Raw genomic sequence first — 22,565 nt, forward strand, 5'->3', positions numbered from 1 at the left:
GTGCGTTGGTGCCTTCCGGTAGAGCAGGTCGACAGGAAGGCACCGGCGTGGCAGCGCAACGGGGATGGGCACGACGCCTGGCGGCATACGCCTGGCGGTATCCGAAGGACGTCGTCCTCGCCCTCGGCTCGTCCCTCGCCGGTATGGCCGTCATGGCCGTGGTCCCCCTGATCACCAAGGTGATCATCGACGACGTCATCGGCGACCACACCCGCGCGATGGGCCCCTGGGCCGCCGCCCTCATGGCCGCCGCCCTGCTCGTCTACGTCCTCACCTACGTCCGCCGCTACTACGGCGGCCGCCTCGCCCTCGACGTCCAGCACGACCTGCGGACCGAGATGTACGGCACGATCACCCGTCTCGACGGCCGCCGCCAGGACGAGCTGTCCACGGGGCAGGTGGTCGGCCGGGCCACCAGCGACCTGCAGCTGATCCAGGGTCTGCTCTTCATGCTCCCGATGACCATCGGGAACGTCCTGCTCTTCCTGATATCCCTGGTGATCATGGCCTGGCTGTCGCTGCCGCTGACCGTGGTCGCCCTCGCCGTGGCACCGGCCCTGTACGCGATCGCCAAGCGCAGCCGCAGCAAGCTCCACCCCGCCACCTGGTACGCCCAGGCCCAGGCCGCCGCCGTCGCGGGCGTGGTCGACGGCGCCGTCAGCGGCGTACGGGTGGTGAAGGGCTTCGGGCAGGAGGACCAGGAGACCGGGAAGCTCAGGGAGGTCGGCCGCCGGCTCTTCGCCGGGCGGCTGCGCACGATCCGGCTGAACAGCACGTACACCCCCGCCCTGCAGGCCGTCCCCGCCCTCGGCCAGGTCGCCATGCTGGCCCTCGGCGGCTGGCTGGCCGTGCGCGGGCACATCACGCTCGGCACGTTCGTCGCCTTCTCCAGCTATCTCGCCCAGCTGGTCGGCCCGGTGCGCATGCTCGCGGTGGTCCTGACCGTCGGCCAGCAGGCCCGGGCCGGCACCGAGCGCGTCCTGGAGCTGATCGACACCGAGCCGACGATGCGGGACGGCACGAAGACGCTGCCCGCCGACGCGCCGGCGACCGTCGAGTTCGACGACGTGTCCTTCGGGTACGACGGCGGGCCCCAGGTCCTGGACGGGCTGAGCTTCGAGATCCGGCCGGGCGAGACCCTGGCCGTCGTCGGCTCCTCGGGCTCCGGCAAGTCCACCCTCTCCCTGCTGCTCCCGCGCTTCTACGACGTCACCCACGGCGCCGTCCTGATCGGCGGCCACGACGTCCGCGAGCTGACCCTGGACTCGCTGCGGGCCGCGATCGGGCTCGTCCCCGAGGACTCCTTCCTCTTCTCCGACACCGTGCGCAACAACATCGCGTACGGCCGCCCGGACGCCACCCAGGGGGAGATCGAGGCCGCCGCCCGCGCCGCCCAGGCGGATCGTTTCATCGCCGAACTTCCCGAGGGGTACGACACCAAGGTCGGCGAGCAGGGCCTGACCCTCTCCGGCGGCCAGCGCCAGCGCATCGCGCTCGCCCGCGCCCTGCTCACCGACCCGCGCCTGCTGGTCCTGGACGACGCCACCTCGGCCGTGGACGCCCGTGTCGAGCACGAGATCCACGAGGCGCTCAAGCGGGTGATGCAGGGCCGTACGACCCTGCTCATCGCGCACCGCCGCTCCACCCTGAACCTCGCCGACCGCATCGCCGTGCTCGACGGCGGCCGGCTCGCCGACCTCGGCACCCACGAGGAACTCCAGCAGCGGTCCGCGCTGTACCGGCGGCTGCTCACCGACCCGGACGAGCTGGGCGGAGTCTCGCCGGGCCACGCCGAGCCCGCCCTGCCGCGCGAGGACACCTCCGTCCGTGAGGAGCTGGACGCCGAGTTCGACGCCGAGCGGGGCGTGACCCCGAGGCTGTGGACCGGCGACCGGGAGCCCAAGGACCAGGCGCTGACCGGCACACCGGCCACCCCGGAACTGCTGGCGCAGGTCGAGGCGCTGCCGCCGGCCACCGACACCCCGGACGTCGACGAGGCCCGGGCGGTGGGCCGCGAGGACTCCTACGGCCTGCGCCGCCTGCTGCACGGCTTCGGCACGCCGCTGCTGCTCAGCCTGCTGCTGGTCGCCGTGGACGCGGGCGCGGGCCTGCTGCTGCCGGTGCTGATCCGGCACGGCATCGACTCGGGTGTGTCGAAGATGGCCCTCGGCGCGGTCTGGGCGGCCTCGCTGCTCGGCCTGCTGACCGTGCTGGTGCAGTGGGCCGCGCAGATCGGCGAGACCCGGATGACCGGCCGTACCGGTGAGCGGGTGCTGTACGCGCTGCGGCTGAAGATCTTCGCGCAGCTCCAGCGGCTCGGGCTCGACTACTACGAGCGCGAACTGACCGGCCGGATCATGACCCGGATGACGACGGACGTGGACGCCCTGTCGACCTTCCTGCAGACCGGCCTGGTCACGGCGTTCGTCTCGGTCGTCACCTTCTTCGGCATCATGGCCGCCCTGCTGGTGCTCGACCTCCAGCTCGCCCTCGTGGTCTTCGCGACGCTGCCCCCGCTGATCGTCGCGACCTTCTTCTTCCGCCGGGCGAGCGTGAAGGCGTACGAACTCGCCAGGGAACGGGTGTCGTCGGTCAACGCCGACCTTCAGGAGTCGGTCGCCGGGCTGCGGATCGTGCAGGCGTTCCGGCGCGAGCGGGACGGCGGGCGGCGGTTCACCGAGCGCAGCGACAGCTACCGGCGCGCCCGCATCCGCGGCCAGTGGCTGATATCCGTCTACTTCCCGTTCGTACAGCTGCTGTCGTCGGTGGCGGCGGCGAGCGTGCTGATCGCGGGCGCGCACCGGATCGAGGCGGCCACGCTGACGACCGGCGCCCTGGTCGCGTACCTGCTCTACATCGACCTGTTCTTCGCCCCGGTCCAGCAGCTCTCCCAGGTCTTCGACGGCTACCAGCAGGCCACGGTGTCCCTGGGCCGCATCCAGGAGCTGCTGCGCGAGCCGACGTCCACCAAACCGGCGGACGAACCCGTGGAGGTGCTGTCCCTGCGGGGTGACATCGCCTTCGAGGACGTGCACTTCGCCTACGGGGTCGCCGATGAGACCGACGCGGCGCTGACCGGCATCGACCTGACGATCCCCGCCGGGCAGACCGTGGCCTTCGTCGGCGAGACCGGCGCCGGCAAGTCGACCCTCGTCAAGCTGGTCGCGCGCTTCTACGACCCCACCGCGGGGCGGATCACGGTCGACGGCACGGATCTGCGCGCCCTGGACCTGACCTCGTACCGGCACCGCCTGGGTGTCGTCCCGCAGGAGGCCTACCTCTTCCCGGGCACGATCCGGGACGCCATCGCCTACGGCCGTCCCGACGCCACCGACGCCGAGGTGGAGGCGGCGGCACGGGCGGTGGGCGCGCACGACATGATCGCCACGCTGGACGGCGGCTATCTGCACGAGGTCGCCGAGCGCGGCCGCAACCTCTCGGCCGGCCAGCGCCAGCTGATCGCGCTCGCCCGGGCCGAGCTGGTCGACCCCGACATCCTGCTGCTGGACGAGGCCACGGCCGCCCTGGACCTGGCCACCGAGGCCCAGGTCAACCAGGCCACCGACCGCCTGGCGGGCCGCCGTACCACGCTGGTGGTCGCCCACCGCCTGACCACGGCGGCCCGCGCGGACCGGGTCGTGGTGATGGACCACGGCCGGGTCGCGGAGGACGGCACCCACGACGAACTCCTCGCCCGTGACGGCCGGTACGCCGCACTGTGGCGCACCTTCGTCGGCCGCCCCGAACCGGAGGAGCCGGTCACCGCGTCCCGCTGAGGCATTGCGAGGACCCTGTCGACGCGTGCTGCTGACGGTCGTGCAACCATCCGACATACGTCGTGCGTCCGTACATCAGTACGGCATTCGGGGGTGCACGACCACATACGGGGAGGATGACAGTGGACAGTGGTGGGATACGCCGACGCCTGGCGCTCGGCGCGGCAGTGCTGGCCGCGACCGGCGTGCTCGGTTTTGTGACATCCGGTACCGCCGCGGCGGCGGGCACGGCCGGCGGCTGCGCCGGGCGCGAGGTGTGGACCCGGCAGTTCAGCAGCGGGGTGACACACGTCTACAAGCGCGACGGCTACGTCTGTGCGGTCACCGTCGCCCGGCACCCCGGCACCACCCAGACGATGTCCGTCAGCGTCCAGGTCCGTGGCGGCCGCCCGGTCGTCGACAAGGGGCGCTACCGGCTGCTCGCGGGCCCGGTGACGGTCCACGCCGGCCGTCGCTGCGTGTGGGTCAAGGGCTCGGTGGGAACGCGCGGGTCGGTCGACTCGGGATGGATCCTGTGCTGAGCTGACGTGCGGACGCACCCGGGGTCGTCGTGGCCGGCGCCCCGGGTGCGCAGGACGGGCACCGCACGCGCCGGTCTCACCGGCGGCGGCCCCGCCGTCGCGCGCGCCACAGGTATCCCCGGACCAGCACATCGCCCAGGAGCCGCCAACGGCCCAGCGGGTGCAGCAGGTTCCGCACCGTCCTGGCGGGCAGCCCGTGCACCAGGATCTCGTCGTCGGTCATGTTCACGAGTTCCTTCAGGCGGGCCCTCATGTACGCGACGGGGTCGCCCTTCCCGGGCGGGGTCTCCGCCCGCAGGATCGCCTCGTGGAGCCGCCGTTCGGTCTCCTCGCCGTCCTGCTGTCCCCTGAGCAGACCGAGCAGGTGATGGGCGGCGTCGAGCCGGCCCCAGGTGAAGTCGTAATGGCGCCACTTCCTGCTCATGAACGCGGCGAAGTGGTAGCAGCGCAGCCCGTACAGCTTCTTGCCGCCCAGGCCCACCGACCAGTCCTCGTTGAACAGGGGGCCCATGTCGTCCGGGCCGAGCCGCAGGAACCGGAAGTCGGGGGAGAGTTTCTCCATGGCCCGCGCGGGAGGGGCGAAGGCCTGGGTGAGGACCTCCACCACCAGCATGGCGGCCACCACGTCCTCCGGTCGCTCCCATCGCTCGTAACGGCCGTCGGCGTGCGCCGTCTCCAGGAAGCAGGCCGCGGCCTCACGCACCTGCTTCCCGGCCTGTGCCGGGACCGAGAGATCCGCGAACACCTTGTCGAGCCGCTGCGCCTCCTCCCAGGGCCCCGGCGGGCACTCGTCCCAGCGCGTCTTCTCGCGTACGGCCTCGTTGACGGCGATGACCTTCAACAGGCTGTCGTTGACGAGCCGGATCGCGGCGGCGGCCCTGCTCTCCCTCGTCCGGTCCGCGGCTTGGCGTGCCGCGTCGAGCAGCTGATGGAGCTGGAACAGCAGGCCCTGCAGAAGGCGTTCCGCGGGGGTGAGACCCCAGCGCCACTCCTGGAGGCCGGGCTCGGTCAGGCTTGTCGCGTCGGCGGGCGGCAGCCACAGCAGGTCCAGCGCGAGGATCTCGCGCAGGGTGCGCTCGTCGGGCCCCTCGGCGGTTCTCAGCGCGGTCACCCGCGCATTGGTGAGGGCCAGCCGTCTCCGTACGGCCATGACCCGGCCCCTGCGGTACTCGGCGTACAGCGCTTGTGCCGCCTCCCGCATGGCGCGCTCCTCCTCGTGGCCCCGGCCGGGGTCGAGCAGCCGCTCCAGCAGTTCGTCCTGGGATCTGGGCCCGCTGAGTTCCAGGCGGAGCTGTACGTCGTCGATCCCGGAACGGAAGTCGACCTCCTGGGGGTAGTTGAGTGCGCTCCAGGCCGCCGTCACGATGCCGATGTCGTGGCACCGCTGGTTCTTGACCGCCTCGTCGGCCGGCATTCCGCCGGAGGGGACCACGAACATGAGGACACGCTCGGCCGGGCCGCCGCGGCGTTCGGTGATCTCGTCGAGCACCGGGGTGAAGGGCGCGTTGTTGAGGACACCACCGTCCATCACACAGCTCGCGGGGACGTCGAGCCGTTTCTCCGGGTGGACCCGGTGGTCGAGGAGGGGATGTTCGCTGACCGGCTGAAAGGCCACCGGATAGCCGGCCGTGGCGCGTGCCGCCCTGGCCAGGGCCCGGAGGCGGGTGTCGGCGAAGTCGTCGAAGGCGGACTCGTCGAGCTCCCACGCGGTCCCCCGCTCCACATAGCCGAAGGTCTCGGGCTCATTGCGGAACCGGTACATGCGGCGGTGGTCGCGCACGCCGAAGGCACTGCCGGCGCTGTCCTCGTAGGTGCGGTGACGGCCGTCCAGCGCGGTGGCGGTGACGAAGAGCGTGACGCGTTCCGAGAGCTGCTGCCGTCCCGGAAACAGGTCGGCGAGGGCTTCCGTCACCTTCTTCTCGAACCAGCTTCCGTCGAGGAGGGTCTTCCTGCGGGCCCGGCGCCCGGTCCGGCACAGCTTGTCCAGCGAGGCGACCTGCAGCCACAGGTCGCGGAGGTTCACGAGCCGGGATCCACGGGCGACGGCCGTGGCCAGCAGCAGGCCGTTGAGGCCGCCCGCGGACGTGCCGGAGATGATGTCGATCTTCACCTCGGCCCCGGCGTCCTCCGCCACCTGCTGCCAGATCCGGAAGACCTCGCGTTCCTCCGGCGGGACACTGCTCGCGGGGTCCCCCCTGGACGCCCGCCGGAGCAGGTCGAGTTCATGGGTGACGCCGCCCATCCACACGGCGAGACTGACGCCGCCGTTCATCACGAGGGCGATGCGGTGTTCGGCCCTCGGCGGGTCGGAGGAGCCGCGCCGTAGCACCGCGGCGTGGGCGCGGTGCAGCCGCTCGGAGATCGGCGTCCGCTTCCGGTCGTGCATGCGGCCTCCTCCAGCGGGCCGGACGCCCGGACCGATCCGCCTTGGGTCATGACGGCCCCAGCCTCGCCGTCCTGCGGGGCAGGCGCCACCGAGGGCGGTCCGTCCGGGCGACGGCGCGCCCGCACGGAACCCGGCGCGGGTCGGTTGCGTCCAACGCGCAGGTTGCCGGACGAGTCCCCGTGCCGTGGTGTCGGCCCTTCGCGACTGGCCGCGAACGCCGACCCACCCTCTTTGCCGCGGCGCGGCCGACAGCCCGCCGCCACCGGCGCGCCCCCCTCCCCTGCGCCGGTGGCGGCCCCTTCTGCGGTTACTGTGCATTCCCTTGACGGAAAGAAACTTCCTGGATATTGGTGACTCCTCGGAAGTTTCCTTCAGCGGTTCTCCTCTGGAAGGAGCGCACGTGCCCGACACCAGCACGGGAAGCGACACCAGCACGGGAAGCACGGGAAACACCGCACGGCCGTCCAGACGCGCCGTCCTCGCCGCCACCGCGGGCCTCACCGCCGCGCTGACCGTACCGACGACCGCCCGCGCCGCCGCAGCCGGCGAGGACCGCCGGCTGCGCGCCCTGATCTCCCGGATGACGCTTCAGGAAAAGGTCGGCCAGCTCTTCGTGATGCGGGTCTACGGCCACTCCGCGACCGCCCCCGACCAGGCCGACATCGACGCCAACCTCAAGGAGATCGGCGTCCGCACCGCAGCCGAGCTGATCGCCAGGTACCGCGTCGGCGGGATCATCTACTTCACCTGGGCCCACAACACCCGTGACCCGCACCAGATCGCGGACCTCTCCGCCGGCATCCAGCAGGCCAGTCTGGACCAGCCGCGCGGCCTGCCGGTGCTCATCGCCACCGACCAGGAGCACGGCGCGGTCTGCCGGGTCGGCAAGCCCGCCACCCTCTTCCCCGGCGCGATGGCGATCGGCGCCGGAGGCTCCCGCGCAGACGCGCACACCCTCGGCCGCATCTCCGGCGCCGAGCTGCGCGCGATGGGCATCAACCAGGACTACTCCCCGGACGCCGACGTCAACGTCAACCCGGCCAACCCGGTCATCGGCGTACGGTCGTTCGGTGCCGACCCGGACGCCGTCGCCGCGCTGGTGGCCGCCGAGGTGAGGGGCTATCAGAAGTCCCGGGTCGCGGCCACCGCCAAGCACTTCCCGGGCCACGGCGACACCGCCGTCGACAGCCACACCGGTTTCCCGGTCATCACCCACAGCAGGGACCTGTGGGAGAAGCTGGACGCCGTACCGTTCCGGGAGGCGATCGCCGCCGGCATCGACTCCATCATGACCGCGCACATCCAGTTCCCGGCCCTGGACGACTCCGGCGACCCGGCCACCCTCTCCCACCCGATCCTCACCGGCATCCTGCGCGGCGAACTCGGCTACGACGGCGTCGTGATCACCGACTCCCTCGGCATGGAGGGCGTCCGCACCAAGTACGGCGACGACCGGGTGCCGGTGCTCGCGCTGAAGGCCGGCGTCGATCAGCTGCTCAACCCGCCGTACCTCGACGTGGCCTGGAACGCCGTGCTGAAGGCCGTCCAGGAGGGCGAGCTGACCGAGTCCCGGCTGGACGAATCGATCCTGCGCATCCTGCGTCTGAAGGCCGGGCTCGGTCTCCTCGACGACCCGTACACCGACCGGAACCGCATCGAGCGCACGGTGGGCACCAAGGCGCACCTGGCCGCCGCCGACCGGATCGCCGAGCGGACCACCACCCTGCTGGTCAACGAGGACCACACGCTTCCCTTCGACCCCCGGACCGAGCCCCGCCTCCTCGTCGTCGGCGCGGACCCGGCCTCCCCCTCCGGCACCACCGGCCCGCCCACCGCCGTGCTGGCGGCCGCCCTCACCGAGCTGGGCTTCACCGCCACGGCCCTGTCCACCGGCACCTCGCCCTCCGCCGCGACCATCGCCAAGGCGGTCACGGCCGCGCAGGACGCGGACGCGGTGATCGTGGCGACGTACAACGTGACGGCAGGCAGTGCCCAGCAGACGCTGGTGGACCACCTGCTGGACACCGGCAGCCCCCTGGTCGCCCTCGCCGTCCGCAACCCCTACGACGTGGCTCAACTCCCCGCCGTCAAGGCCTGCCTGGCGTCCTACGGCTGGACGGACGTCGAAGTGCGCGCCGCCGCACGCGTGATCGCCGGACGCGTGGCGCCGCGCGGCAGGCTGCCGGTGCCGGTGCAGCGGGCCGACGACCCCACGCAGGTGCTGTACCCGATCGGGCACGGGCTGACGTACTAGCCGTACGCCACACACCGGGCGCAATACCCCCAATGGGCGGAAACCCGCCCGCATGTCTGGCGTGGCCGCACTGCCAAGGGCCACGCTGGACCGGGGTGTCAGGGGGGTTGCCATGCGTGGGAAGGGTGCCGCAGGACTCGCGTGCCTGCTGCTGGCCGTCCTGCTGACCGGCTGCCGGGCCCCGGCGGGCGCCCCCGTCGGCGACGCCCGCCCCACCCCCGCCGCGACCAGCGGCTACGGCGCCGAGTTCCTCGCGGTCGGCGAGTGCAGTTCCTTCGGCACGACCAGCTTCACCGAGGTGCCCTGCACCAGCGAGCGGGCGGCGGCGAGGGTCGTCGCCCGCTACGACGGCGCGGCGAGCGACGGCCCCTCGTGCCCGACGACCACCGACTTCGTGCTGCACATCAGCGCCCAGGCCGCAGCCGGCGACGAGGACGGCGACGGCGCCATCCCCCAGGGCTACGCCTGCATGCGCAACCTGGAGCCCCCGCACCCCGGCGACCCCGGCGGCGGGGGCGGCCCGCGCACGATCCCCGGCGACTGCGTGTACACCTCCGGCGAGGGCCAGGTCCGCGAGACGCCCTGCGACGGCTCCGGCGGACACCGGCCCCAGTACCGGATCACCAGGGCGGCGCCGGCCCGCGAGGACTGCCCGGCGTCGACGTCGTTGTACGTCCAGCTGGGCGGCCGGAACCCGGTGGGCTGCGCCGGGCGGGTGTGACTGTCCTCTACGGCCTCAGCGCGGGCTCGCGCTCAGGATCCCGGACGTCCAGCCCGGCGTCGAAGCCGGCCAGGGGCTTCGCCCGGGCCACGGCGGTGGAGGAGGCTCCGGCCCACTCCAGGATGCGCTCCGTGGCGAGAGCCTTCTGATCCGGCACCAGGCCCGCCACGTTCGCGCCGTGGTTCATGCCGGGCGCCGTGAAGACGTACGCGTCACGCGCACCCGAACCGAGCCGGAAGCGCTCCGAACCCCAGGGGTCGTTCTGGCCGTACACGAAGAGCATGTGCGTGGCGTGGTGCCGGACCCATGCGTCCACGTCCCGCATCACGTACGGCTGGAAGCGCATCGGGATGGAGCGGGGCACGTAGTTGCGCGGCGGCTGGTAGCCGTAGCGGATCAACGTGCGCTCGATGTGCGGGAAGTGGATGGTCGGAGCGCCGAGCTGGGTCCCCGCCTGGTAGTAGTACGGCGTGTACTGCGCGAGGCCCTGGTCGGTGTAGGCGGAGAAACCGGAGATGGTGTCGACCGAGTTCCAGATCTCCTCGTCGCTCGCCGTGGCCGCGTTCGCCGGGACGGTGTCGCAGTCCTTCAGCAGGCTGTACTGCCAGAAGCCCCACACATAGTCCAGGACGACCGCCTCGTACGCCTTGTCCAGCCCGCCGACGGTGTCGAAGGTGTAGCCCTTGCCGGCGGCGTACTGCGCGTACCGCTGCTCCAGCTGCTTGCGGCGCACCAGCGCCTCCCGCTGGACGGCGTTCAGCCGGTCCCGGCACTCCTTGGTGCCGACGTGCGCGAAGAAGCGGTCGTAGGCGGAGTCCTCGTCGTTGACGACGTCGTTGGGGGCGACATAGGCCACCACGCCGTCCATGTCACGCGGGTAGAACCGCTCGTAGTACGTGGCCGTCATGCCGCCCTTGGAGCCGCCGGTGGCGAGCCAGTTGCCGCCGTAGACCGGCTTCAGCGCCTGGTAGACCCGGTGCTGGTCGCTGGCCGCCTGCCAGATGTCCAGCTTGGACCAGTCGGCGGGGTCGGGGCGGGACGGAGTGAAGAAGCGGTACTCCAGGGAGACCTGGTTGCCGTCCACGATCTGGGTGGGCTCGCGGCGCGAGGGGGCCGTGGAGACGTTGTAGCCGCTGGTGTAGAAGACCGTCGGGCGGCTGGTGTCCTTGTGCAGCACGGTGATCCGCTGCTGGAAGGTGCCGCGTTCCGGGTGCCGGTGGTCGATCGGCTGGGTGTAGTTCAGGACGAAGAAGCGGTAGCCGGGGTACGGCTTCTCCTCGATCAGGCTCATGCCCGGTATGGACAGCAGCCGGTCCTTGATGTCGGTGGGCCCGGACTGTGCGGCGGTGGCCGCGCCGGCCGCTGTGCTGCTCAGCGTGCCTATGAACACCGCGAGCGCCAGCAGCCATCTGAGCACCTTGTGCATGCGCACTCTCCCCTGGGTGACTGTTGTGAGACACATGTGCGCCGGAAGCTATCGGAGCAACTGGTGTCACGCCAGGGGGATTTGCGCGAGACGACGGGAGACGCGTGTTCCGGGGCCGTCACTGATGGTCAGTCAGCTGCTGTCGGCTCCATGGAGGGCGCGGATTGCTCCCTCAGCTCGGGCGTCGTCGCGGCGACCGTCGCCACCGCCAGCAGGCACAGCAGACCGCCGGTGATCAGCGAGGTCGCGCCGGAGGTCCAGCCCGCGACCAGGCCGCCGCGCACATTGCCGAGGTCGGGGCCCGCCTGGCCGACGATCTGCTCGGCCGCCGTGACCCGGCCGAGCAGCGCGTCCGGGGTGCGGGTCTGCACGATCGTGGACCGGGAGACGACCGAGAGGGTGTCCCCGGCGCCCGCGACGACGAGCAGGGCGAGGCCGGTCCACGGGTTCGTCGTCAGCCCGAAGAGGACCAGGGCGGCGCCCCACACGGCCGCCGCGCCCAGCATGACCGCGCCCGGCCGGCCGAGCCGGGTCACGGCCCCCGACAGCGCCGTCGCCGCGATCCCGCCCACCGCCACAGCCGACAGGAACAGGCCGAGGGTGCGCGGGTCGTTGCCGAACCGTTCGGCGTTGACCAGCGGGAACAGACTGACCGGGAAGGACAGCACGGTCGCGGCGAGATCGGTGATCAGCGCGCCGCGCACCACCCGGTGCCCGGCCAGGAACCGCAGCCCGTCCAGCACCCCGTGCACGCCCGCCCGCGACGGCTCGCCCTGCGGAGGGAGCGCGGGCAGCCCGAACGCGCCGTAGAAGGCGAGGCCGAAGCTGAGGGCGTCCAGCAGATAACAGGTGCCGAGACCCAGCCAGCCCAGCAGCACACCGCCCAGCGCCGGACCGAGGAGCAGCATCGCCTGGCCGGTGATCTGGTTGAGGGCCAGACCGGCGGCCACCTGGTCCCGGGGCAGCAGCCGCGGCACGAAGACCCCGGCCGCCGGGGCACCCAGCGCGCCGAACGCCGACCGCGCGGCGACCAGCGCGAGGACGGCCACCACCGGGACATGCCCGGTGAAACCCTGCACGGCCAGCAGCAGGGAACAGGCCGCCTGGCCCACGGTCGCCGTCAGAAAGATCCGCCGCCGGTCCGCCCGGTCCACCCAGGCCCCCGCGAAGAGCCCGAACACCACCAGCGGCAGCGCCTGCGCGAGCCCGACCGCGCCGGTCCAGGCCGTGCTGCGGGTCACGTCCCACACCTGGTACATGACCGTCACCACGGTCATGAACCCACCCAGCGTGGACACGGTCCGCCCGATCAGCAGCCGCCGGAAGACGGGCGAGGTGCGCAGCGGCCGTATGTCGATGAGCGAGCCCCGAATCACCGGGGGAGGCTAGCCGGGCGCCTGCGCTCCGGCCAGCGAATTAACCGGGGTGCGGGGCAGCGCCGGTGGCGGCGCGGGGCTGTGTGCGACATGCGGCTGCGCCGCGAGGGCGCCGGGCTGGGCCCCGTCGGCCTAGGCCGCCTCGTCCAGCAAGCGCAGCAAGTGCTCCCGACCCGCATCCAGCAACCCCGCGAGCGGGGCGGCAGCCTCGTACCACCGTTTCTCGTACTCCCAGCACAGCCATCCGTCCCACCCGCGCCGCAAGAGCACATCCACGCACTCGGTGAGCGGCAGCACCCCCGAGCCCAGCGGCAGCGGCGCCGTGTCGTCGGCCGACGCGATGTCCTTGACCTGCACATACCCGAGGTGCGGAGCGAGCGCCGCATAGGTGTCGGAGGGCTGCTCGCCACCCAGCCAGGTGTGCATCACGTCCCACAGCGCACCCACCTGCCGATGGCCGACCGGGCCCAGCACGCGGATCGCGTCGGCACCGGTGGGATGCGAGTCATGCGTCTCCAGCAGGATCCGCACCCCCAGCGCGGCAGCGTCCTCGGCGGCGGTGCCGAGCCGCCGGGCGGCGAGCGCGTCGGACTCCTCGGCGGGACGCTCGGGGTCGGCGCCGGGGAAGACCCGGACGAAGGGCGCGCCCAGGTCGTGGGCGAGGTGGAGGAGGTCCCGGATCTCCGCCAGTACGGGTGCGTCCGCGCCGGGCGCGGCGACACGTGCGTACCCGGCGAGGCCCAGCACCTCGACTCCGGCCGCCTTGAACAGGGCGGCCGTCTCGGCTCGTTCGGCGGGGGAGAGGCCGGGGTGCACCGGCTCCTCCGGGTGGGCGCGCAGTTCGACTCCGTGATAGCCGTGCGCGGTCGCGAGCGCGAGGACCTCCGTGACGGGCAGGCCGGGGACACCGAGAGTGGAGAACGCCAGCTTCATGGGGCGGACCCTACTCGCCACACGCCCGATCCGCGCAGTACCGCCGCCAGTCCCGGCCGTCAGTCGCTCGCCGCCGGTTCCGGCCGGTGAGCTTCTCAGCGAGGGAGTGCTGGGGTTCTCGGTGCCGAGGACGAGGGGTGCGCCGGTCATCCGCCCGTCGCGCGCAGCTCCAGCCGCCAGTCCTGACCCACCAGGTCCTTGCCGAACGAGCGGTGCGGTTTCTCGGCGGCGAGGACGAAGCCGTGGCGCTGGTAGATGCGGCGGGCGCCGCTCAGCACGTCGTTGGTCCACAGCACCAGGTCGCGGTAGCCGACCTCGCGCGCGAAGTCGATCACGGCCCGCACCAGCCGGTCCCCGATACCGTGCCCGCGGGCCTCGGGCTCGACGAGCAGCAGCCGCAGCCGCGCGGTGGCGGGCGTGTCGTCCCGTACGCACATCACGCAGCCCACCGGCCGCCCGCCCTGCTCGGCGATCCACACCCGCTCCAGATGCGGGTCGTGATCCTCGGCGAAGTCGGCGACGATCCGGGCGACCAGCCCCTCGTAGTCGGCGTTCCAGCCGTACTCGGCCGCGTACAGCGCGGCGTTGCGCTGGACGATCCAGCCGAGGTCCCCCGGAAGCGGCTCGCGCAGCACCACCTCGCCGGACCGGGCGCGCCCCTCGCCGAGGAGGTCCTGGATGGTCCGCATGGCCTCCGCGAGGCGGGGCCGGTCGGCCGTGGCCACGGTGTCGAGCAGGGCCCCGACCGTGTCCCGTGCCCGCTCGTCCAGCAGCCCGGCGGCCTCGTGACCCCGCGCGGCGAGCCGCACCCGCCGCCGGCGCGGATCGTTCTCGGAGGGTCCGCGCTCGATCAGCCCGGCGTCCTCGAATTTGTTCAGGATCCGGCTCAGATACCCGGCGTCCAGGCCGAGCAGTGCGCGCAGGTCGGCCGCGTCCAGGTGCGGGACCTGGGCGAGTTCGTACAGCACGCGGGATTCGGTGAGGGTGTACGGGGCGTAGAGATGGCGGCCGTAGTCGAGGGCGCCGATGACGCCCGTGTAGAAGCGGTTGAAGGCGCGGACGTCCTGCACGGTCATGATCGGCCCCCGGATGCTTGACTCAGTCAGAGATATCGCCCGTCCGAGCGTAAACCCGCTGCCCGCCCGCGTCCACGGCCGGGGAAACGGCATACGCGTACGGGAAGTTGGGCCTCGCTCCCGCTGCCTCTCCGCGCCGGCCCGCTCGTTTTGACTTCGTCGCAACCTCGTCGTAGTTTAAGAACAAACGTCACATATGCCCGTTCTGCATCGGGAGTGACGATCCGCCGCCGGAGCACATCACGGGCGGCGCGATCACGCACGGAGCTACGCGCAGGCTACGGAGCGCAGACTGACGGCCCGTCACGGCCGCCGGAAATCCATCACACCCTCCGGAGAGGGGCTCATCATGCGCGCGCACACCACCCGCATCAAGAGAGTGGCCATCGCGGTCTGCTCGGCGCCGATCCTGGCCATCGCCGCCGGAGCCGGAGCCGTCAGCGCGGCCACTGCTGCCGCCCCCGACCACGTCGCAGCCTCGGACCACGGTGGTGGCTGGGGCGGAGGCGACCACGGCGGCGGCTGGGGCGACCACGGCGACGGCGGTTGGGGAGGAGGAGACGACCACGGCGGCTGGGGCTGGGGCGATGACGACGACGACTACTGAGTCGCCCGTCGCGATCGACACCCTCTGACACGACAGGAGATCCGGGTGCCCGACCCATGGGGCGCCCGGATCCCTGTCGGACATCTGCGGTGCGGGACGGAGGGGGCCTTCCGGGCCCCTGGCCGTGACGGCGGTGGGAGGACCTGATGAGGATCGTCTGCGTGGGCGGAGGCCCGGCCGGGCTGTACTTCTCCATCTCCGCGAAGCTGAGGGACGCCGGGCACGAGATCATCGTCATCGAGCGCGACCCGCCGGAGGCCACCTACGGCTGGGGCGTCGTGTACTGGAACGACCTGCTGGACATCCTGCACCGCAACGACCCCGAGAGCGCCCGCGCCGTGAGCGCCGGTTCCGTGCTCTGGCAGGACCAGGAGATCCGCCTGCACGGCAGCCGGCACGACGGCACGGCGTACTTCGGGGGCTACGGCTACAGCATGGGCCGCGCGGCCCTGCTGGACGTACTGACCCGGCGCGCGCGGGCGCTCGGCGTCGACGTCCGGCACGGACAGAACCTCACGGACCCCGCCGACCTGCCGGAGGCCGACCTGGTCGTGGCCGCCGACGGTGCGGGCAGCCGGATCCGGCAAAGCCGTGCCGACCACTTCGGCACCCGGATCGAGACCGGCCGCAACCCCTACATCTGGCTCGGCACGGACCGGCAGTTCGCCAGCTTCGTGTTCGACTTCGAGGAGACCCCCGCGGGCTGGATCTGGTTCCACGCCTACCCGTCGATCCGCGGCATCAGCACCTGCATCGTCGAGTGCTCACCGCAGACCTGGCAGGGCCTGGGCCTCGACACGCTCGAACCGGACGACGCCCTGCCCCTGCTGGAGAAGATCTTCCACCGTGCCCTCGACGGCCACTCCCTGATCAGCAGCGCACGCGGAGAACCGGCGAAGTGGCAGCGGTTCCAGCACATCAGCAACAAGACGTGGTACGACGACGCCGACGGCAACCTCGTCCTGGCCGGCGACGCCGCGCACACCACACACTTCACGCTGGGCTCCGGGACCCGGCTGGCGATGATCGACGCGATCGTGCTGGCCCACAGCCTCGCGCGGTACCCCGATACGCAGGTGGCGCTGCGCGAGTACGACCGGCACCGCCGTGCGGAACTGCACCCCGTGCAGGCGGGAGCGCGCTCCAGCATGGCCTGGTTCGAGCAACTGGACGACTACCTGGACCGTGACCCGGTCTCCTTCGCCTACGCCATGTCCGTACGCCAGGGCCGCCAGCACCCCTGGCGCTACCAGGTCCACCTCGCCACCCAGATCGCCGCGGTACGCCGGGCCCGGCGGGCCTACGACACCGGAAGGCGCTGGTACCGGGACCGCCGCAGGGGCGAGGCCGCGCTGCCGCTGCTGGGCCGGACACTTCCCGGCCGGCAGTGAACGGGACGCCTCACGGCAGCTCAGACGCGGGGCACACCCGAAGACCCCCGCACCATCAACTCCCCCTGCACGGCCGCAACACCCCCGGGCGGCGGCTCCTCCCGCCCCATGGCGACCCGCCCGGCCCGCGCCCCGGCCTCCGCCAGCGGCAATCGCACCGTCGTCAGGGAAGGCACCGCGTCGATGCTGAACGGCAGGTCGTCGAACCCGGCCACCGACACGTCCTCCGGAATCCTCAGCCCCGACTCCCGCAACGCCGCGCATGCTCCCAGCGCCACGGAGTCGTTCGCGGCGACGACCGCCGTCAGCGACGGATCGCGGCGCAGCAGCTCGACCGTGGCCTCGTAACCGGACTGGCGGTCGTAGCGCCCGTGCACCGTCCAGCGCGGGTCCTCCTCGATGCCCGCCGCGGCCAGCGCCGCCCGGTGGCCCTCCAGGCGGTGCCGGGTGGTCGTACGCTCCTCGGGGCCCGCGATGTAGCCGAGGCGGCGGTGGCCGAGGCCGACGAGGTGCTCGGTGAGCCGGCGGGCACCGCCCCGGTTGTCGAAGGTGAGGGCGACGGCGCCGGTGTCGGGTGCCGGCGGCCGCCCGCACAGCACCACCCGGGTCCCGGCCTCCGTGAGCTTGCGCAGCTTCGCCGCGACCGCCGCCGCGTGCGGCGCGTCCTCCACGGCCCCGCCGGTCAGCACCACGGCCGCCGCCCGCTGCCGCTGCAGCAGGGTCAGATACGTCAGCTCACGCTCCGGTGAGCCGCCCGTGTTGCAGACCACCGCGAGCCGCTCACCGCCCGCGCGGCCGCCCCCGACGCCCCCGATCTCGGCCTGGATCGCACTCGCCATGATGCCGAAGAAAGGGTCGGCGATGTCGTTGACGAGGATGCCGACCAGATCGGAGGTGGCCGCAGCGAGGGAGCTCGCCGGGCCGTTGAGGACGTAGTCCAGCTCGTCCACCGCCCGCAGTACCCGTTCGCGCGTGGAGGCGGCCACCGGGTAGTTGCCGTTCAGTACGCGCGACACCGTCGCGGGGGAGACCTGGGCGCGGGCCGCCACATCCGCCAGGGTCACCGTCATGTCGTCGTCCTCCGGTCGCGCATTGTGTCGTACGCCCTCGTAGACAGGCAGGTCCTGCTCCTGGTTCCGAGCGGACTTCCAGCAGACCTTAAAGCCAAGGACCCTCTTTGTTCGCCCCCTCGAACAACTCGAAGGGGACACGGTCTTGTGCAGACACCGGCCAAGGGCTAGCTTCTCACCTTGTAGAAAGCGCTTGCCGTGGTGGTCTCCGTGCTGCGCGAAGGGAACTGACGTGACACGCAAGACGGTGCGTATCGCCATGAACGGCGTGACCGGGCGCATGGGCTACCGCCAGCACCTCGTCCGGTCGATCCTCGCCCTGCGCGACCAGGGCGGCCTCGATCTCGGCGACGGCACCGTGCTGTGGCCGGAGCCGGTCCTGCTCGGCCGCCGCGCGCACGCCCTGCGCGAGATCGCCGGCCGGCACGGCCTGGAGCACGTGTCCACCGACCTCGACGCCGTCCTGTCCGACCCGGCCGTCGACATCTACTTCGATGCCCAGGTCACCTCCGCCCGCGAGGAGTCGATCAGGAAGGCGATCGCCGCGGGCAAGCACATCTACACCGAGAAGCCGACGGCGACGGGACTGGCGGACGCCCTCGAACTCGCCCGCCTCGCCCATGAGAAGGGCATCAAGCACGGTGTCGTCCAGGACAAGATCTTCCTGCCGGGCCTGCTGAAGCTGAAGCGGCTGATCGACGGCGGCTTCTTCGGCCGCATCCTCTCCGTCCGCGGCGAGTTCGGCTACTGGGTGTTCGAGGGCGACTGGCAGCCCGCCCAGCGCCCCTCCTGGAACTACCGCGCCGAGGACGGCGGTGGCATCGTCGTCGACATGTTCCCGCACTGGGAATACGTCCTGCACGAGCTGTTCGGCCGGGTGACCTCCGTCCAGGCCCTGGCCACCACCCACATCCCGCAGCGCTGGGACGAGGACGGCAAGCCCTACGACGCGACGGCGGACGACGCGGCCTACGGCATCTTCGAGTTGCAGGGCGGCGCCGTGGCCCAGATCAACTCCTCCTGGGCCGTCCGGGTCGACCGCGACGAACTGGTCGAGTTCCAGGTCGACGGCACCGAGGGCTCGGCGGTGGCCGGACTCAGGAAGTGCCGGGTGCAGCACAGGTCGGCGACCCCCAAGCCGGTCTGGAACCCGGACCTCCCCGTCACGGAGGTCTTCCGCGACCAGTGGCAGGAGGTACCGGACAACGGGGACTTCGGCAACGGCTTCAAGGCCCAGTGGGAGCTGTTCCTCAAACACGTCTGCGCCGACGCGCCGTACCACTGGGACCTGCTGGCCGGCGCCCGCGGCGTGCAACTCGCCGAACTGGCCCTGAGGTCCTCGGCGGAGGGCCGCCGTATCGACGTACCGGAGATCGCCCTGTGACCATCCGACTGCCGGACCTCCAAGGGGGTTTCCGGGCGTACGAGCCCCGCACCGAACCGCTGACGGTGACACCGGGCATCCCCTTCACCTCCCGTACGGTGTTCTCGGCGGCCCACGTCGTCGCCGACCCGTACGCCGATACGACTCCCGACTCGCCCGCCGCAGTCGACTGGGACGCCACCCTCGCCTTCCGCCGCCACCTGTGGTCCCACGGACTCGGCGTCGCCGAGGCGATGGACACCGCCCAGCGCGGCATGGGCCTGGACTGGGCGGGCGCGGCCGAACTGATCCGCCGGTCGGCGGCGGAGGCTCACAGCGTGGGCGGCCGGATCGCCTGCGGGGTCGGCACCGACCAGATCACGGGCGGTTCCCTGGCGGAGATCCGCGGGGCCTACGAGGAACAGCTGGCCGTGGTCGAGGAGTCGGGCGCCCAGGCGATCCTGATGGCCTCCAGGGCGCTGGCCTCGGCCGCCTCCGGCCCCGAGGACTACCAGGAGATCTATGGCCGGCTGCTCCGCCAGGCGGCCGAGCCGGTGATCCTGCACTGGCTGGGACCGATGTTCGACCCGGCGCTGGAGGGCTACTGGGGCTCCGGCGACCTGGACGCGGCGACGAAGACGGTCCTGGAGGTCATCGCCGCTCATCCGGACAAGGTGGACGGCATCAAGGTGTCGTTGCTGGACACGCAGAGGGAGATCGGCCTCCGCCGCCGTCTGCCCCGCGGGGTCCGCTGCTACACCGGCGACGACTTCCACTACCCCGAGCTGATCGCGGGCGACGACCAGGGCTTCAGCCACGCCCTGCTCGGCGTCTTCGACCCGCTGGGCCCGCTGGCGGCCGAGGCGGTACGGGTCCTGGACACGGGGGATGTGACCGGCTTCCGGGGGCTGCTGGACCCCACGGTGGAGCTGTCCCGCCACCTCTTCCAGACCCCGACCCGCTTCTACAAGACGGGCGTGGTCCTCCTGGCCTGGCTCGCGGGCCACCAGTCGCACTTCACCATGGTCGGCGGCCTCCAGTCGGCCCGCTCCCTGCCGCACCTGGCCCGCGCCTACGAACTCGCCGACGGCCTCGGCCTGTTCCCGGACCCCGGGCTCGCGGAGGAGCGGATGAAGAACCTGCTGTCCCTGTACGGGGTGGACCAATGACCGGTCTCGGGCGTTTCAGCATCAACCAGATGACGGTGAAGCAGCTGTCGCTGCCGGAACTGGTCGCCGCCTGCGCCCGGTTGGGCATCGGCCAGGTGGGCCTGTGGCGCGAACCGGTCCACGCGTACGGCTTGGAGAAGACCGCCGAGCTGGTCCGGGACGCGGGCCTGACGGTGACCTCGCTGTGCCGGGGCGGCTTCTTCACGGCGATCGACCCGGCGGACCGGTCCCGCGCCCTGGAGGACAACCGGCGCGCGATCGAGGAGGCGGCGGCCCTCGGCACGGACACCCTCCTCCTGGTCTCCGGTGGTCTGCCCGCGGGCTCCCGGGATCTGCGCGGGGCGCGCGAGCGGATCGCCGACGCCCTCACCCGACTGGGCCCCTACGCCGAGCAGCACGGCGTGCGTCTCGCCCTGGAGGCGCTGCACCCGATGTACGCCTCCGACCGCTGTGTGGTCTCCACCCTGGCCCAGGCCCTCGACCTCGCCGAACGCTTCCCGGCCCAGCAGGTGGGCGTCGCGGTGGACACGTACCACATCTGGTGGGACGACCAGGCGCCGGCGCAGATCGCCCGGGCGGGCGCGGGCGGCCGTATCCACGCCTTCCAGCTGGCCGACTGGACGACACCCCTGCCCGAGGGGGTGCTGACCGGCCGGGGCCAGATCGGCGACGGCGCGATCGACATGCGCGAGTGGCGGGGTCATGTGGAGGCGGCCGGCTACACGGGCCCGATCGAGGTCGAACTCTTCAACGAAGAGCTGTGGGCCAGGGACGGCCGGGAGGTGCTGGCGGAGACGGCGGACCGTTTCCACCGGACTTTCCTGTAACCGCGGCCCAGCGCACCGGGTTTGGAAGAGCTCCGCCGTCTCGCCCGGAGGCTCGGTCAATCCCTGCGGGACGTCAAACCGGTCGCGGAGAGCAGGGGCGCACGGCTCGGTCGGGGAACGCCGGGGCCGGCGACATCGTCCTGTCCAAGTGGAACCGCACCGAGCGCGTGATCACCCGCGCCCCGAGCCGAGGAGCCGGCCGTGCAACCGAACCTGATGCGGGCCGCCGCGGTCACGCTCGTCCTCGGTGCCGCCCTGACGGCCTGCTCCGGCGGACAGGACGGCCTGGACTACCAGACGGACTACGCGAACCACCGTCCGCTGCGGGTGACGGGCCATCCCAGTACAGGCAGCCTGGAGACGGTCCAGAAGGTCGTCTGGCGGCTCGCCGACGGGGACGCCGACGGCCTGGCCGCACTGAACACCGAGGGCGACGACGCGGGCCCGGCGGCCCGCGCCTGGGTCAGGGCCTACGGCACGGCGGCCCGCGCCGAAGTGACCGCCGACTTCCTCGACGAGGGTTCCGTACGCCAGGAGGTGGTCCTGCACTTCTCCGGGCCGCGCCGCACCCAGGAACTCACGGTGCGGATCGCGGAGGGCGACACCTGGGGCATCGTCCTGGACGATCCTGCCCCCCGCCCGGACACACAATAGGCCGACAACTCCTTCGCACCCCGTCTCACAGTGCGCCGACTTCCTCCGCCGTCGGATACGACTCCTGCGCGCCCCGCTTCGTCACGGCCGCCGCCCCCACCCGGGCCGCGTAGGCCGCCGCCTCGGCGAGAGCCGATCCCGACCCCAGCCTCCAGGCCAGCGCGGCCGTGAACGCGTCCCCGGCACCCGTGGTGTCCACCGCGTCCACCTTCACCGCCCCGACCCGCGCCACCCCGGAGCCGTCGCACACCAGCGCCCCCTGCGCGCCCAGCGTCACCACCACCGAGCGCGGGCCCTTGGCCAGCAGCAGCCGCGCCCAGTCCGCCGGGTCCCCGCTCACACACGCCTCGCCGAGGATCACCCGCGCCTCGTGCTCATTGACGATCAGCGGATCGCAGGCCGCCAGCACCTCCGTGGGCAGCGGCCGGGGCGGGGACGGGTTCAGCACGAAGCGGCTGTCCGGGGACAGGTTCCGTACGACCTCCACGACCGTCTCCAGCGGGATCTCCAGCTGTGCCGACACCACCCGGGAGGCCAGGAAGAGGCTCACCGCCGCCCGGACGTCCGCCGGGGCGAGCCGGGCGTTGGCACCCGGCGACACCACGATGCTGTTGTCCCCGGAAGGATCCACGGTGATCAGCGCCACGCCCGTCGGCGCCCCGCCCACCAGTACACCGACCGTGTCCACGCCGGCCGCGCGCAGGGAGTCGAGGAGCAGCCGGCCGTAAGCATCATCACCGACCCGGGCCAGCAGGGCCGTACCCGCGCCGAGCCGGGCCGCGGCGACCGCCTGGTTGGCGCCCTTGCCGCCCGGGTGGACGGCCAGGTCGCCGCCGAGCACCGTCTCGCCGGCGGCCGGCCGCCGCTCGACACCGATCACCAGGTCGGCGTTGGCCGAACCCACCACCAGCAGGTCGTAGTCGTACATCTCTTGACTCCCCATGACTCCCCGGACAGATGACGTCGGGCGGACCGCCGCCGGAGATGCTCCAGGGGCCGCCCGTCGTCGCTGCAC

At 72.2% G+C, this 22,565-nt stretch carries 17 protein-coding genes; 10 read left to right on the forward strand and 7 right to left on the reverse strand.

What is annotated here, in order from left to right; genetic code table 11:
* The first annotated feature begins 47 nt into the window (after window positions 1-47).
* Together ACIGXP_RS16420 and ACIGXP_RS16425 are read left to right on the forward strand one after the other, a co-directional pair.
* Window positions 48-3,776: an ABC transporter ATP-binding protein gene (locus ACIGXP_RS16420; RefSeq protein WP_399768810.1), complete on the forward strand. Its 3,729-nt coding sequence runs from the start codon at window positions 48-50 to the stop codon at window positions 3,774-3,776.
* Window positions 3,777-3,892: 116 nt separating this feature from the next.
* The gene (locus ACIGXP_RS16425; protein ID WP_399768812.1) at window positions 3,893-4,297 is read left to right on the forward strand and encodes a hypothetical protein; all 405 of its coding nucleotides are present in this window, start codon (window positions 3,893-3,895) and stop codon (window positions 4,295-4,297) included.
* 76 nt (window positions 4,298-4,373) lie between these two features.
* On the opposite strand, the gene ACIGXP_RS16430 is transcribed toward ACIGXP_RS16425, so the two are convergent.
* Window positions 4,374-6,683 carry a DUF3376 domain-containing protein gene (locus tag ACIGXP_RS16430; RefSeq protein WP_399768814.1) on the reverse strand — a complete coding sequence of 770 codons (2,310 nt, stop codon included), beginning with the start codon at window positions 6,681-6,683 and terminating at the stop codon, window positions 4,374-4,376.
* 400 nt (window positions 6,684-7,083) lie between these two features.
* Between ACIGXP_RS16430 and ACIGXP_RS16435 the strand changes: the two genes are divergently transcribed.
* A complete protein-coding gene (locus ACIGXP_RS16435; protein WP_399768817.1) occupies window positions 7,084-8,937 on the forward strand; it encodes a glycoside hydrolase family 3 protein in 1,854 nt (617 codons plus the stop codon).
* Window positions 8,938-9,049: 112 nt separating this feature from the next.
* Complete coding sequence (locus ACIGXP_RS16440; protein ID WP_399768819.1) at window positions 9,050-9,658, forward strand: hypothetical protein; 609 nt, start codon at window positions 9,050-9,052, stop codon at window positions 9,656-9,658.
* A 7-nt stretch (window positions 9,659-9,665) separates the two neighbouring features.
* Here ACIGXP_RS16440 and ACIGXP_RS16445 read toward each other — a convergent pair whose 3' ends face one another.
* From ACIGXP_RS16445 to ACIGXP_RS16460, 4 genes are all read right to left on the reverse strand, one after another.
* Window positions 9,666-11,084 carry a S28 family serine protease gene (locus tag ACIGXP_RS16445; RefSeq protein WP_399768821.1) on the reverse strand — a complete coding sequence of 473 codons (1,419 nt, stop codon included), beginning with the start codon at window positions 11,082-11,084 and terminating at the stop codon, window positions 9,666-9,668.
* Between the two features lie 128 nt (window positions 11,085-11,212).
* On the reverse strand, window positions 11,213-12,460 hold the full coding sequence (locus ACIGXP_RS16450) for an MFS transporter (protein ID WP_399768823.1): 1,248 nt from the start codon (window positions 12,458-12,460) through the stop codon (window positions 11,213-11,215).
* 132 nt (window positions 12,461-12,592) lie between these two features.
* A complete protein-coding gene (locus tag ACIGXP_RS16455) occupies window positions 12,593-13,393 on the reverse strand; it encodes a sugar phosphate isomerase/epimerase family protein (RefSeq protein WP_399768825.1) in 801 nt (266 codons plus the stop codon).
* Window positions 13,394-13,539: 146 nt separating this feature from the next.
* Window positions 13,540-14,469 carry a GNAT family N-acetyltransferase gene (locus tag ACIGXP_RS16460; protein ID WP_399768827.1) on the reverse strand — a complete coding sequence of 310 codons (930 nt, stop codon included), beginning with the start codon at window positions 14,467-14,469 and terminating at the stop codon, window positions 13,540-13,542.
* A 349-nt stretch (window positions 14,470-14,818) separates the two neighbouring features.
* Between ACIGXP_RS16460 and ACIGXP_RS16465 the strand changes: the two genes are divergently transcribed.
* Together ACIGXP_RS16465 and ACIGXP_RS16470 are read left to right on the forward strand one after the other, a co-directional pair.
* Window positions 14,819-15,076, forward strand: coding sequence for a hypothetical protein (locus tag ACIGXP_RS16465; protein ID WP_399768829.1), 258 nt, complete (start codon window positions 14,819-14,821; stop codon window positions 15,074-15,076).
* Window positions 15,077-15,222: 146 nt separating this feature from the next.
* On the forward strand, window positions 15,223-16,467 hold the full coding sequence (locus tag ACIGXP_RS16470; RefSeq protein WP_399768831.1) for an FAD-dependent monooxygenase: 1,245 nt from the start codon (window positions 15,223-15,225) through the stop codon (window positions 16,465-16,467).
* A gap of 20 nt (window positions 16,468-16,487) precedes the next feature.
* Here the strand turns inward: ACIGXP_RS16470 and ACIGXP_RS16475 are convergent, their stop codons facing one another.
* Complete coding sequence (locus ACIGXP_RS16475; RefSeq protein ID WP_363213999.1) at window positions 16,488-17,537, reverse strand: LacI family DNA-binding transcriptional regulator; 1,050 nt, start codon at window positions 17,535-17,537, stop codon at window positions 16,488-16,490.
* A 232-nt stretch (window positions 17,538-17,769) separates the two neighbouring features.
* Here ACIGXP_RS16475 and ACIGXP_RS16480 point away from each other — a divergent pair, with 232 nt between their 5' ends.
* The 4 genes from ACIGXP_RS16480 (at window position 17,770) to ACIGXP_RS16495 (ending at window position 21,550) form a co-directional block, all read left to right on the forward strand.
* Window positions 17,770-18,921: a Gfo/Idh/MocA family protein gene (locus ACIGXP_RS16480; protein WP_399768833.1), complete on the forward strand. Its 1,152-nt coding sequence runs from the start codon at window positions 17,770-17,772 to the stop codon at window positions 18,919-18,921.
* Complete coding sequence (locus ACIGXP_RS16485; protein ID WP_399768835.1) at window positions 18,918-20,069, forward strand: dihydrodipicolinate synthase family protein; 1,152 nt, start codon at window positions 18,918-18,920, stop codon at window positions 20,067-20,069. The genes ACIGXP_RS16480 and ACIGXP_RS16485 overlap by 4 nt, the downstream gene beginning before the upstream one ends.
* Entirely contained in the window at window positions 20,066-20,896 is an 831-nt protein-coding gene (locus ACIGXP_RS16490) for a sugar phosphate isomerase/epimerase family protein (protein WP_399768837.1), read from the forward strand. The genes ACIGXP_RS16485 and ACIGXP_RS16490 overlap by 4 nt, the downstream gene beginning before the upstream one ends.
* A gap of 201 nt (window positions 20,897-21,097) precedes the next feature.
* Complete coding sequence (locus tag ACIGXP_RS16495; RefSeq protein WP_399768839.1) at window positions 21,098-21,550, forward strand: hypothetical protein; 453 nt, start codon at window positions 21,098-21,100, stop codon at window positions 21,548-21,550.
* Window positions 21,551-21,575: 25 nt separating this feature from the next.
* Here ACIGXP_RS16495 and ACIGXP_RS16500 read toward each other — a convergent pair whose 3' ends face one another.
* Entirely contained in the window at window positions 21,576-22,478 is a 903-nt protein-coding gene (locus ACIGXP_RS16500) for a ribokinase (protein WP_399769091.1), read from the reverse strand.
* Window positions 22,479-22,565: the final 87 nt, after the last annotated feature.

Source organism: Streptomyces sp. NPDC053069 (assembly GCF_044546895.1).
In the GTDB taxonomy this organism is placed as follows: domain Bacteria; phylum Actinomycetota; class Actinomycetes; order Streptomycetales; family Streptomycetaceae; genus Streptomyces.